Here is an 11892-nt window from a genome sequence, read left to right as displayed (position 1 = left end):
AACAAACGGAATGGCTGTGAGCGGCCCCTGGCCGACACAGTGGGAGAGCAAAAACATGAGAAGCAAACTCACCGCCGCGGGCGGTGGCGTCCTGTTGCTGGGCGCCCTGTCCGCGCCGGCTTTTGCCGGCGGTCAGTACACGTTCAACGAAGACTTCAGCGCCAAGTGGAACCTGAAAGCCACGGTCGGTGCCATCTCGCGGATGGAATCCCCCGACAATGATCACCTGTTTGCCGGTGACACCCCCGGCGGCACGGCGCAGTCCGCCGTATCCGACGATGGCAACCTCAACTACGATGCCGGTGAAGTGGTCTCTTCTGTGGCCAAGGCCGTTGGCGATCTGAACCTGCAGTACCGTAACTATGGCCTCTTTGTCCGTGCCAAGACCTGGTACAACTACACCAAGGACAAGAAGGATGTGCCGCACGGCAACTACCCGAACGGCTTCATCCCGGACACACCACTCAGTGATGATGGCTTTGCCCGCAACTCCAAATTCCAGGGCGCGACCTTCCAGGACGTTTATGCCTACGGCAAATTCCAGGTCAATGATCAGCCGCTGACCCTGAAAGCCGGTCGGCAGACCCTGCTGTGGGGCCGCAGCGTCTACTCCCGTGGTTCCCTGGCATCACTCAACGCCGTGGATCTGGCAGCCCTGCACCGCCCGGGGGCCGAATACACCGAATACCTGATCCCCGCCGGCATGGTGACCGCCGACTACAACTTCACCGACCGCCTGGCGATGAAGTCTTTCTATCAGTATGAATGGCGCCCGGCCACGCTGGACGGCTGTGGTACCTTCTTCTCCAACCTGGACAACACGGCGCTGGGTTGTGATGCCACCTTCCTGAGTTCACAGACGTCACTGACCAACCAGCAGGCGCTGGACAACGGCGTTTACATTGCCCGCAGCGACGAGCGCGAGCCCAAGGATGGCGGCCAGTACGGTCTCAAATTCGACTACGCCTTCCCGAAGAGCAAGGCCAAGGTAGGCGCCTACTACCTGAACTACCACAGCCGTCTGCCAATCTACTCCATGACCAAGGAAGCGGCGCCGGTGAGCCCCACGCCCCTGCCCAACACCTACTTCTATGAATATCCGGAAGACATTCAGGTGTTCGGCCTGACCGCCGACAAGACCTTCGCCGGTATCGGCAACCTGGCCATGAACCTGACCTACCTGCCGGACATGCCGATCCAGATCAACACCTCGGATCTGAGCACCGCGGTACTGGGGGCCACCACCAGCGCCAATGGCGGGGTCGTTCCGCAAGGCACCGTGGACTATGCCAACAGCTTCAGCGCCGGCGATGAAGTCACCGGTTACCAGGAGTTCGACATCCAGCGCGCCGAATTCACCTTTACCACCATCGTGCCGCAGCTGCTGGGCGCCAAGAAAACCATTGTCTCACTGCAGATGGCATCCGAATTCATTCCGGACCTGCCGGACCAGAAAGACATGCGCTTCCGCCGCCATACCAACTACGGTGTGGGTACGCTCAGTGATGACGGCTATGTCACTGACTTCAGCTGGGGCTATCAGCTGACCCTGCAGTCCACCTACGCCAATGTCATCGGCCCGTTAACGCTGACACCGTCACTGACCATGCGTCAGGGCGTGGAAGGCTACTCCAGCGATGACGCCTTCCATGAGGACGAGCGCAGCCTGGGCCTGGGCGTCGGCATGGCCTACAAGAAACTCAGCGCTGACCTGTCCTACACCACCTACAACAACACCGAATACAGCATTGTCAGCGACCGGGATTACCTGTCCCTGAGCACGACCTACGCATTCTGATCAACGGCAACAGCATTCGGGGCTTCGGCCCCGACACGCTAAAGAGGAAGGAATCATGAAACGATTGCAATACGCCATGATGGCAGCGCTGGTTCTGATGCTGGCTGCCTGTGCAACCGGTTATCACAACACCAAACTGCTGGACAGCAAGAGCCCGGTGGAGAAGGCCCCCAAAGCGCCCTACCATTCGCTGGTAGTCGGCGTGCTGGTGGACCATGAACTGCGCCCGCTGCTGGAAGACACCATTGTCCAGAAACTCAATGCCATGGGCATCAAGGCCACTGCCGCCCACACCGTCTATGGTGACAAGGGCATCAAGGGCAAGAGCCGTGACTACCTGGCCGAGAAGATGAAAGAGCAAGGCTTTGACAGTGCCCTGGCCATCCATCTGGAAAACAAGGAAACCGAGAACATGCAGGCAGGCGGCGGCGCCTCGGCGGCCGCACCGGTCAATGCCGGCCTGACCATGCAGCCGGAGGTATTCAGCCCGGACTTCTATGTTTCCCAGGATATGTACATGGTTCGTGAGGACTTCTGGGATGTGGCCCAGCAGGCGATCGTCTGGCAGGCCCATACTGTCAGCGTCAACACCGGAGGCATGGCCGGCCTGGAAAAAGGCGCCGACGCCTTTGCCACCACCATTGCCAACAGCATCAAGCAGGCCAATCTCTACTAACGGTTAAACTCCTCACTCTGGCGGCTCTCCTGGGTCGCCTTTTTTTGCCTCCCTGCCGCCCCCGGCAAACCCTTTTAAAGCCATGGCCGGCAACTCATCACCAATAGATTGACACGGATCAAGCTGCGCCTGCTCCCAACGGCTACCCTTTGCCCATCTATGACCCCGTACCCCATTTGCGGATTTTGCGTCTTGCCTGGCGTTGATATGTGCCTACACTGGGGATAGCACGTCAGCCAGGCAATGTTGCAAGGAGGCCTCATGCCACGGTTACAGCGTGAAATTTCCCTGACCCTGCTGTTCAAGCTGGTCGCCCTGTTTCTGTTGTGGCTGCTGTTCTTCCGATCAGACCTTCGCCTGCATCCGGATGCGCAGACCATAGAGCAATCCATTTTCTCTTCATCCACTACCAGCCCAACCGCCAACCAGGGGGGATCGACCCATGGACCTTGATCCGGTACTGCTCTCGCGTATGCAGTTCGGCCTCACGGCCCTTTACCACTTTATCTTCGTACCGCTGACACTGGGCCTTTCCATCCTGCTTGCCATGATGGAAAGCGTCTATGTGATGACCGGCAAGGAGATCTGGAAAGAGATGACCCAGTTCTGGGGCAAGCTCTTCGGTATCAACTTTGCCATGGGGGTCGCCACCGGCATCACCATGGAATTCCAGTTCGGCACCAACTGGGCCTACTACTCCCACTACGTGGGAGATATCTTCGGTGTGCCCCTGGCCATTGAGGGCCTGATGGCGTTCTTCCTGGAATCCTCTTTTGTTGGGCTGTTTTTCTTTGGCTGGAATCGCCTGAGCAAACTGCAGCACCTGAGCGTGACCTGGCTGGTAGCCATCGGCTCCAATCTGTCGGCGTTGTGGATTCTGATCGCCAACGGCTGGATGCAGAACCCGGTGGGGGCCGAATTCAACTTTGAGACCATGCGCATGGAGGTCACCGATATCACCCAGGTGATCTTCAACCCGGTGGCCCAGGCCAAGTTCGTCCATACCGTAGCCGCCGGCTACGTCACTGGCGCCGTGTTCGTGCTGGCCATCTCCTGCTGGTACCTGCTCAAGGGGCGGCACACCGCCTTTGCCAAGCGCTCCTTCGCCATTGCCGCCAGCTTCGGGCTCGCCTCATCCCTGTCCGTGGTGGTGCTGGGCGATGAAAGCGGCTACGTGGCCACGGAGCATCAGAAAATGAAAATTGCCGCCATTGAAGCCATGTGGGACACGGAGGAAGCTCCCGCCAGCTTTACCCTGGTGGGCTGGCCGGACGTGGAGAACCGTACCACCCATTACGGCATTCATATTCCCGCCGTGCTGGGTCTGATCGGTACCCGCTCGATCAGCCAGCAACTGCCTGGCATCAATGAGCTGGTGCAGCATGCCGAACAACGCATCCGCAGCGGCCTGGTGGCCTACCGGGTGCTGCAGGATCTGCGCAAGAACCCGGATGACCTGGCGCAGAAGGAGATCTTCCTCAATCATCGCCAGGATCTGGGCTATGCCCTGCTGCTGAAAGTGTTCATGGATGATCCGCTGCAGGCCACCGACGCGGACATCAAGCGGGCCGCGGAGAATACCATCCCCAATGTGCCCTTCCTGTTCTGGTCATTCCGCATCATGGTCGGGCTGGGCTTCTTCTTCATCCTGCTGTTCGGCAGTGCCTTCCTGCTGTCGGCCACCCAGCGTTTCACCCGTTATCCCTGGTTCCTGCGCATCGGTCTGCTGGCACTGCCACTGCCCTGGGTCGCCGCAGAGTTGGGCTGGTGCGTGGCCGAACTGGGTCGCCAACCCTGGGTCATCGAAGGGGTACTGCCCACCAATCTGGCCGCCTCGGCCCTGAGCGGCGGCACCGTACTCGGCAGCCTGCTCGGCTTCGTGGTGTTCTACTCCACGCTGGCCGTGGTGGATGCCTGGCTAATGGTCAAATACGCCCGCCTCGGGCCCGGTGAACACCACCCGCAGACCGGGCAAAGCAGCGCCCAAGCACAGGAGAGCGCGTCATGATGGAACTCCTCAACTACGAAAACCTGCGTCTGATCTGGTGGCTGTTTATCGGCGTGTTGCTGATCGGCTTCGCCGTGATGGACGGCTTTGATCTGGGGGTAGCCGCCATGCTGCCCTTCGTGGCCCGCACTGATAACGAGCGCCGGGTGGCCATCAACAGCATCGGCCCCACCTGGGAGGGCAACCAGGTCTGGTTCATCCTGGGCGGGGGTGCCGTTTTTGCCGCCTTCCCGCTGCTCTATGCCACTGCCTTCTCCGGTTTCTACTTCGCCATGTTCCTGGTACTGGTGGCACTGATCGTGCGCCCGGTGGGCTTTGACTTCCGCCACAAGATTGATGATTCGCGCTGGCGCGCGGCCTGGGACACCTGCCTGTTCATCGGTGGCGTGGTGCCCGCCGTGGTATTTGGCGTGGCCATCGGCAATCTGTTCCTGGGCGTGCCCTTCACCTTCGATGAAGACATGCGCCTGTTCTACACCGGCGGCTTCTGGGCACTGCTCAATCCATTCGCCCTGCTGGTGGGCGTGGTCAGCCTGAGCATGCTGGTCATGCAGGGTGCCACCTTCCTGAGCCTGAAAACCGAGGGTGATGTGGCTCGCCGGGCCGGTCAGGTCATGACTATCGCCTGTGCGGTATTCGTGGTGACCTTCATCATTGCCGGCATCTGGGTCAGCTATGGCATGGACGGCTATGTGATCACTTCCGAGGTCAACCCGCTGGCACCGTCCAATCCGCTGGCCAAGACCGTGTCCACCGAAAGCGGCGCCTGGCTGGCCAACTACACGGCCAACCCGCTGCTGTTCGTGTTCCCGGTGATAGCCCTGGCCGGCGCCCTGGGCGCAAGGGTGCTGGTCAAGGCACAGGCCCATGTACTGGCCTTCATCAGCTCCTCGCTGACCGTGGCCGGTACCATTGCCACCGCCGGTGCCAGCCTGTTCCCGTTCTTCATGCCGTCATCCCAGAATCTGGATGCCAGCCTGACGCTCTGGGACGCCTCCTCCAGCCACACCACGCTGATGATCATGTTCTTCGCGACCCTGATCTTCCTGCCGCTGATCATCATCTATACCAGCTGGATCTACCGGGTGATGCGCGGCAAGGTCACCGAGGACTACGTCAAATCCAATTCCGGCTCACTGTATTAAGGAGAACACACATGTGGTACTTCACCTGGGTACTCGGCCTCGGCCTCGCCTGCTCCGTGGGGATTCTCAATGCCATGTGGCTGGAATTTCGCATCAGCGAAACCGAACGGGAGGAGTAAACTTGCGAACCCTGTTCAGCAACGCTACTCTCTGATCATTGATATTTTATTGATGGAATCAAACGCAATGGAAACGGCACAGGCACATCGGCACCCCATCACTGACGTCAGTGCGTCGGGCCTGTGCCTGTCCGTTGTCAGCTATTACGGGTTCTGGTTTAGCCGCTGGCGCGCCTGACCCGTTCCCAGGCGCCCACACGGGACGCCTGCCGAACCCTGAAACCCCGGTCGGAGTCCCCGCCCGGGGTTTTTTATTGTCAGCCGATTGGCGATCACGAACACGACACAGGAGCACACCACCATGTTTTATTGGCGCTGCCATCGATTTTGCCACCGGGGCAAGGCCCGAACCGTATTCCCTTTATCGACATCTTTGCGGCGTTGATGCCGCCAGCGAAACAAGGAACCACCATGAACCATCCCGCACAGACCACAGACTTGCCACTAGACCGGGACAATCGCCGCCGCACCCTGCCATTACCTTCGCCGGCCACCCTGCGTGAACGCTTGCCTCTCACTCCACAATTGCAGGCTCGCATTGCCGAACACCGTGACACCGTGCGCGCCATTCTCGATGGCCGGGACTCTCGCCTGCTGGTGGTCACCGGGCCCTGTTCCCTCCATGACCCCAAGGCAGCCCTGGAATATGGACACCGGCTGGCGGCCCTGGCCGAGCAACTCGGCGACCGGCTGTTCCTGGTGATGCGCAGCTACGTGGAAAAACCCCGTACCACCGTGGGCTGGAAAGGTCTGCTCTACGATCCGCATCTGGACGGCAGCCACGACATGGCCACCGGCCTGACTGTTTCCCGTCACCTGATGCTGGATCTGGCCAGAATGGGGTTGCCGCTGGCCACGGAACTGCTGCATCCCCAGGCCGCCGACTACCTGGGCGATCTGCTTAGCTGGGCCGCCATCGGTGCACGCACCACCGAATCACAGGTTCACCGGGAAATGGTCAGTGGCCTGCCGATGCCGGTGGGCTTCAAGAACGGTACCGATGGCGGCATCGCTGTAGCCTGCGATGCCATGGGCGCTGCCGCGCATGGCCACCGCCATCTGGGCATGGATGCTCAGGGCCAGATGGCACTGGTGGAAACCGCCGGCAATGCGGATACCCACCTGGTACTCCGTGGTGGCAAACACGGCCCCAACTACCACGTGGACAGCATTGCCCAGGCGGTGAACACCCTGGAACAAAAGGGGCTACGCCCCCGTCTCATGGTGGACTGCAGCCATGCCAACAGTGGCAAGGACCCGCAGCGCCAGCCGGATATCCTGGCGCAGCTGCTTGAGCAACGTCGTAACGGTCAACACGCCATCGCCGCCGTGATGCTGGAAAGTCATCTGCACGGCGGCAACCAGGCCCTGGAAAAACCGCTCCAATATGGCGTTTCCATTACCGATGCCTGCCTGGGATGGGATGATACCGCCCGGGCCCTGCAGGCTGTCTACGACCGCCTCTGACACCCGTCGATCTGGAAGGGAGAAAACCTTGAAAGCACTACGCTTCAACACTCTGGGAAACCTTGATGCCCTGCGACTGGAGGAGTGCCCCATACCCGCCTGCGAGGTGGATCAGGCCCGCATCCGCGTGCATGCCGCCGGCCTCAACCCCAGCGATGTGAAAAACGTGCAGGGACGCTTCCCCTACACCACCCTGCCCCGGACCCCGGGCCGGGACTTTGCCGGCGTGGTGGAAGACGGCCCCGACGCCTGGCTGGGTCGGGCGGTTTGGGGCACCGGCCGGGACCTGGGTTTTGACCGCGATGGCAGCCATGCCCAATACCTGACCCTGCCGGTGTCGGCCCTGGCCGGGAAACCCGCCACCCTGAGTTTCAGTCAGGCCGCCAGCTGCGGCGTCCCCTGGACCACCGCCTGGGATGCCCTTGAGCGTAGCCAGGTGCGGGCCGATACCCGCCTGGTAATCCTTGGTGCCAACGGCGCCGTGGGTCAGGCCGCCCTGGCACTGGCCCACGCCCGTGATGCCCGGGTGGTGGCCGGCGTGCGCAACCCGGAGCAGGCCCAGCGCCTGCGCGACAATGGCGAGCAAACCCTATTGCTGGATGCCCCGGATGACCTGGCGGAACAGATAAACGCGCATTTTGACGGCGGCGCCGATGTCATCTTCGATACCACCGGTTTCTGGCTGGAAGCCAGCGTCGCCGGCCTCGCCCCCTTTGGTCGTATCGCCATCATCGCCGCCCCCACCGACGGCCATGTGCGCCTCCCCTCACTGAATCTCTACCGCCGTGGCGGCAGCGTCATCGGGATCAATTCGCTGCTTTACAGCAGCAGTGAATGTGCCCGACTCCTGGAGGAGATTGGCGCCCGCTTCCAGGACGGCCAGTTGCCGTTACCGGGCGACCTGACGGAAATCCCTTTCAGTGACGCCCTCCAGGCCTACCGGGCGGTGGACAGCGGCGCCAGTGGCAAGTTTATCTTCCTGATGGACTCATAGAGCGGGCGGCTTGAGCGTAAAACCCGTCACCATGTAAAGAGCCCCGCATTATGCGGGGCTCTTTGATGCCAGGCACTGCCAACGGGCTGGCCGGTCGGGATGATTCGCCCATCGCCTGGCGATGGACTCACCCCTTCGGGGCGCCGCACAGGGCGCGGCGTGCCGTCGCGAGGCAGTGCCTCGCTCGGTCGAACCGGAGGGTTCTCATCATGACCGCCCTGACCGCCAAATAAAAAAGCCCCGCATAATGCGGGGCTCTTTGATTTGGCGGTGAGGGAGGGATTCGAACCCTCGATACGTTTCCGTATACACACTTTCCAGGCGTGCTCCTTCGGCCACTCGGACACCTCACCTAAAACTGCTTGTCTTCCGGCTGCCCGAAGGGCAAGTCCAGAGGGCGCGTAGAGTACCGGAGGGGGCCGGGTTAGGCAAGCCTGCCCCGGCCAATTGCTCAGGCTTTGAACGATTACAACACCTGCACCAGAATATGTGCCACCAGGCACACCACCAGAGCTACCTGCACGAAGAAGAAACTGAAGCGCACCAGCACCAGCCAGTGATTGACGCCCATCAGGTGCACCAGACTCTGGGCTACCCGGGCAGCCACCAGCCAGGGCATCAACTCGGCGGCCAGGTCGGCATAGCCCAGGTACAGGCTGACGCCCACCACCACGATCAGTATGCCCAGCAACTCCAGGGTATTCATGTAGGCCCGGGAAAGCCGGTTCAACGGGCAGGCCGGGTTATAGTGATAAGGGGGGAAGGCATCCGCTTTGGCCTTGCCAGAGAGCACCATCAATCCGCGGGCGGTGAGTAACAGCAGCAGCAGGGCCAGCCCCCAGCCGGCATAGGCCAGCAATGACAGGGCCGCCAGATGTTCATGGGTCATTATCGAGTATCCTCGCCAGATAAAGGCCCTGATACTGGCATATAACCTGCCCGTCTGTACTGACCGCCTGGGCCAAAATACGTAACGGTGCTTTACCTCGTCGTATCAACCGGGCCCGCAGGGCACTGGCCCCGTCATCCTGTTCCGGCCAGGCGCGGATCACCATGTCCTCGTTCAGTGGATGCAGATAGCGCAGTGAGGACTCCACCGCTACCACATCCACTCGCTGGTCACCGGTTTCCGCCAGCAAGGTAGTCAGCGACCAGCCGGCCAGCGTCAACAGCGCGGACTGACTGCCAGCGAAGAAGGTACCCTTGTCGTTACTATTGGGTGCCAACGGGGCGCTGACCACCAGCGACTGGCCGTCAAACTCACGGTAGGAAAAGTGCAGATGCCGGGTTAACGGTATGGCATCCCGGACGCGTGCAGCCAGCAGATCGAGCCGCTCGCTCATGGCAGATCACGCAGATAATCGGCGGGGTTTTCTGCCGGCAGGGGTTTGCCCGGCCCGGATGGCGTGCCCAGGTACAGATAGGCGACCACCTGATCCTTCGCGGCAAAGCCCAGTCGGGCCTTGGCCAGTTCGCTGTTGGCCATATCGCCGGTTCGCCACATGGCACCAATGCCCATGGCATGGGCCGCCACCATCATGTTCTGCACCGCCGCGCCCACGGCCAGTATCTGCTCCCAGGCCGGCACCTTGTGGCCTTCGGTGATTTCGGCCACGGCAATGATCAGGGTCGGAGCACGCAGCGCCTTGCCACGCATGGCCTCGCGGCTGCGTTCATCGGCATCCGGCTGCTTTGCCAGCAACTGCTCGACCATGATATCGCCCAGCTTGTGCCGCGCCTCGCCCTGCAGGACCAGAAACCGCCAGGGTCGCAGGATACCGTGATCCGGCGCGCGGATAGCGGCCTGTAACAGCTGCTCGATATCCTCCCCGGAGGGACCGGGCGCCTCCAGACGTGGGGAGGAAACACGGGTGGTAAGGGCCGTTAATGCATCCATGGAAGACTCCTGTACTGAGCGCGACATTGTAGCCCTGTTTGTGGTCCGACTCCCAACCGGAACGCTGACCCTACCTTTAATCCGCCCCAGTCTTTTTTCTTAGACCACAAGACGATAAGATTCCTCACAACGTTCGTGAAGTCCTTCACATGACCGCTATCAAAAAGAAAGCTCGCCGCCCCCAGCTGGGCCCCATGGAGCGGGCACGCCGACAGGCGGGTTACATTCGTCTTCTTGCCTTCCTGGTCGCTGCCACGATGCTGGTGGTGGGCATGAAGCTGGGCCTCTATCCGCAGATATATCTGCTGGCCATTGCCGCCCTGCTGGCCTACCCGCTGGTGGCGCAGAGCGTGCTGGTGATGCTCTATCGCCAGGAGCAATCCTCCAAAAGCTTGCACAATCTGCTGATGCAGCTGGATGCCATGGTCATTGGCGCCGCCTGTGCCCTGCTGGATTTTGCCCTGGTGCCGTCGCTGGTGCTGTTGATCATCGTCCATGCCAACGCGGTCAGCAGTGGCGGCCTGAAGCCCTGGCTGCTGAATTTGCTGATGACCGGCCTGGGGGCGCTGTTGGGTGGCTGGGCCATGGGTTTCAAGGTGCTGCCGGCGGACCAGACCCCCACCCTGCTATCGGTGATTTCGCTGATTGGTCTGGGCGTTTATGTAGGTGCGTCCTCCGCCTTTGCCCATCTGCAGGCCCGCTACCTCAAGCAGGCCCAACAGGTGGTCCATCGCCAGCAAAAGCAGGCCGCCGAGATGTCGCGCAAACTGGCCAAGTACCTGCCTCCCCAGGTCTGGGGCTCGATTTTTTCCGGCAAGCGTGACGCCAAACTGGAAACCCGTCGCAAGAAACTCACGGTGTTCTTTTCCGACATCAAGGGCTTCAGCGCCATTTCCGAGGAGCTGCCACTCAATACCCTGACGCGCATGCTCAATACCTATTTGAGCGAGATGACCCGTATTGCCCTGCGCCATGGTGGCACCATCGACAAGTTCATTGGCGATGCGGTGATGGTCTTTTTCGGCGATCCGAAAAGCGAAGGGACCAAGGAAGATGCCATGCGCTGCGTGGCCATGGCCATCGAAATGCAGGAGCAGATGAAACTGCTGCGCCAACGCTGGAAGCGCGAAGGCATCGAGCACAAGCTGGAAATCCGCATCGGCATCAACACCGGCTATGCCACCGTGGGCAACTTCGGTACCGACTCACGCATGGACTACACCATTCTCGGCACTGACGTGAACCTGGCCAGCCGGCTGGAATCCGCCTGTCGCCCTGGCGGTGTGCTGATCTCGGAAACCACCCACAAGCTGGTCAGCGACCGGATTCAATGCCGCGCCATTGGTGATATACAGGTCAAGGGGTTCAACCGGCCGATCCCGGTCTATGAAGCTCAGGCCATGAAACGCAATGCCGGGGCCCAAAGCCGCTACGTGTCCGTGGAAACCAGTGGTTTCGGTATTCACATGGACCTGGAGCGCATCCGCAACTTCGACAAGAATCGCATTCTCAAGGCACTGGCCCGCTCTGCCACCGAACTGAAACAGGACAAGCCGGTGGCGCTGGATTTCGAGGCCGAAGGCTTTGCCCTGCATCTGCAAAGCAGCAAGCTGAAAACCAGTGAGCGAAGCAAGATCATCGACATGATGGGCAAGGCCGCCCGCAAGGTGCAGAACCAGGTCAGGATCTGACGTCTGGCCCGCCATCAGCCCACGGATGATAGGGATACTGCTGACTGACGGCAGACCGGCGCCGGCTGGGCGCTACTGCACCAGCCGCAGGGGCAGC

The 11892-nt window shown here is 61.0% G+C and carries 12 protein-coding genes and 1 tRNA gene; 9 read left to right on the top strand and 4 right to left on the bottom strand.

Features of this window, described 5'->3' with window-relative positions; all coding sequences use genetic code 11:
* The first annotated feature begins 55 nt into the window (after positions 1-55).
* From A11A3_RS05735 to A11A3_RS05700, 8 genes are all read left to right on the top strand, one after another.
* Complete coding sequence (locus tag A11A3_RS05735; RefSeq protein ID WP_008928328.1) at positions 56-1798, top strand: DUF1302 domain-containing protein; 1743 nt, start codon at positions 56-58, stop codon at positions 1796-1798.
* Positions 1799-1853: 55 nt separating this feature from the next.
* The gene (locus A11A3_RS05730; protein ID WP_008928327.1) at positions 1854-2474 is read left to right on the top strand and encodes a hypothetical protein; all 621 of its coding nucleotides are present in this window, start codon (positions 1854-1856) and stop codon (positions 2472-2474) included.
* Between the two features lie 261 nt (positions 2475-2735).
* Positions 2736-2927, top strand: a complete 192-nt coding sequence (gene cydP, locus A11A3_RS05725) for a cytochrome oxidase putative small subunit CydP (RefSeq protein WP_008928326.1) — start codon at positions 2736-2738, stop codon at positions 2925-2927.
* On the top strand, positions 2917-4482 hold the full coding sequence (locus A11A3_RS05720; RefSeq protein ID WP_008928325.1) for a cytochrome ubiquinol oxidase subunit I: 1566 nt from the start codon (positions 2917-2919) through the stop codon (positions 4480-4482). The genes cydP and A11A3_RS05720 overlap by 11 nt, the downstream gene beginning before the upstream one ends.
* A complete protein-coding gene (gene cydB, locus A11A3_RS05715) occupies positions 4479-5627 on the top strand; it encodes a cytochrome d ubiquinol oxidase subunit II (RefSeq protein WP_008928324.1) in 1149 nt (382 codons plus the stop codon). The genes A11A3_RS05720 and cydB overlap by 4 nt, the downstream gene beginning before the upstream one ends.
* Positions 5628-5638: 11 nt before the next feature.
* Positions 5639-5746: a cytochrome bd-I oxidase subunit CydX gene (cydX, locus tag A11A3_RS05710; protein WP_008928323.1), complete on the top strand. Its 108-nt coding sequence runs from the start codon at positions 5639-5641 to the stop codon at positions 5744-5746.
* Positions 5747-6157: 411 nt separating this feature from the next.
* Entirely contained in the window at positions 6158-7213 is a 1056-nt protein-coding gene (locus tag A11A3_RS05705; RefSeq protein WP_008928322.1) for a 3-deoxy-7-phosphoheptulonate synthase, read from the top strand.
* A gap of 28 nt (positions 7214-7241) precedes the next feature.
* Positions 7242-8207, top strand: coding sequence for a quinone oxidoreductase family protein (locus A11A3_RS05700; RefSeq protein WP_008928321.1), 966 nt, complete (start codon positions 7242-7244; stop codon positions 8205-8207).
* A gap of 265 nt (positions 8208-8472) precedes the next feature.
* Here the strand turns inward: A11A3_RS05700 and A11A3_RS05695 are convergent.
* From A11A3_RS05695 to A11A3_RS05680, 4 genes are all read right to left on the bottom strand, one after another.
* A tRNA-Ser gene (locus A11A3_RS05695) sits at positions 8473-8560 on the bottom strand.
* 113 nt (positions 8561-8673) lie between these two features.
* Positions 8674-9096, bottom strand: coding sequence for an MAPEG family protein (locus A11A3_RS05690; protein ID WP_008928319.1), 423 nt, complete (start codon positions 9094-9096; stop codon positions 8674-8676).
* The gene (locus A11A3_RS05685) at positions 9086-9550 is read right to left on the bottom strand and encodes a YiiD C-terminal domain-containing protein (RefSeq protein ID WP_008928318.1); all 465 of its coding nucleotides are present in this window, start codon (positions 9548-9550) and stop codon (positions 9086-9088) included. Before A11A3_RS05685 ends, A11A3_RS05690 begins: the two co-directional genes overlap by 11 nt.
* Complete coding sequence (locus tag A11A3_RS05680; RefSeq protein WP_008928317.1) at positions 9547-10104, bottom strand: nitroreductase family protein; 558 nt, start codon at positions 10102-10104, stop codon at positions 9547-9549. Before A11A3_RS05680 ends, A11A3_RS05685 begins: the two co-directional genes overlap by 4 nt.
* A gap of 149 nt (positions 10105-10253) precedes the next feature.
* Here A11A3_RS05680 and A11A3_RS05675 point away from each other — a divergent pair, with 149 nt between their 5' ends.
* Positions 10254-11795, top strand: a complete 1542-nt coding sequence (locus A11A3_RS05675; RefSeq protein ID WP_008928316.1) for an adenylate/guanylate cyclase domain-containing protein — start codon at positions 10254-10256, stop codon at positions 11793-11795.
* The last annotated feature ends 97 nt before the right edge of the window (positions 11796-11892 follow it).

Origin of the sequence: Alcanivorax hongdengensis A-11-3 (assembly GCF_000300995.1) — a bacterium.
Classification (GTDB): Bacteria; Pseudomonadota; Gammaproteobacteria; order Pseudomonadales; family Alcanivoracaceae; genus Alcanivorax; species Alcanivorax hongdengensis.
This window is presented reverse-complemented; position numbering and strand designations above follow the sequence as displayed.

Bases quoted from the DNA above. Each gene is read 5' to 3' on its own strand.
- A11A3_RS05730 (WP_008928327.1), top strand. From the start codon at position 1,854: ATGAAACGATTGCAATACGCCATGATGGCAGCGCTGGTTCTGATGCTG.
- A11A3_RS05705 (WP_008928322.1), top strand. From the start codon at position 6,158: ATGAACCATCCCGCACAGACCACAGACTTGCCACTAGACCGGGACAAT.
- A11A3_RS05680 (WP_008928317.1), bottom strand. From the start codon at position 10,104: ATGGATGCATTAACGGCCCTTACCACCCGTGTTTCCTCCCCACGTCTG.
- A11A3_RS05685 (WP_008928318.1), bottom strand. From the start codon at position 9,550: ATGAGCGAGCGGCTCGATCTGCTGGCTGCACGCGTCCGGGATGCCATA.
- cydX (WP_008928323.1), top strand. From the start codon at position 5,639: ATGTGGTACTTCACCTGGGTACTCGGCCTCGGCCTCGCCTGCTCCGTG.
- A11A3_RS05675 (WP_008928316.1), top strand. From the start codon at position 10,254: ATGACCGCTATCAAAAAGAAAGCTCGCCGCCCCCAGCTGGGCCCCATG.
- cydP (WP_008928326.1), top strand. From the start codon at position 2,736: ATGCCACGGTTACAGCGTGAAATTTCCCTGACCCTGCTGTTCAAGCTG.
- A11A3_RS05690 (WP_008928319.1), bottom strand. From the start codon at position 9,096: ATGACCCATGAACATCTGGCGGCCCTGTCATTGCTGGCCTATGCCGGC.
- cydB (WP_008928324.1), top strand. From the start codon at position 4,479: ATGATGGAACTCCTCAACTACGAAAACCTGCGTCTGATCTGGTGGCTG.
- A11A3_RS05735 (WP_008928328.1), top strand. From the start codon at position 56: ATGAGAAGCAAACTCACCGCCGCGGGCGGTGGCGTCCTGTTGCTGGGC.
- A11A3_RS05720 (WP_008928325.1), top strand. From the start codon at position 2,917: ATGGACCTTGATCCGGTACTGCTCTCGCGTATGCAGTTCGGCCTCACG.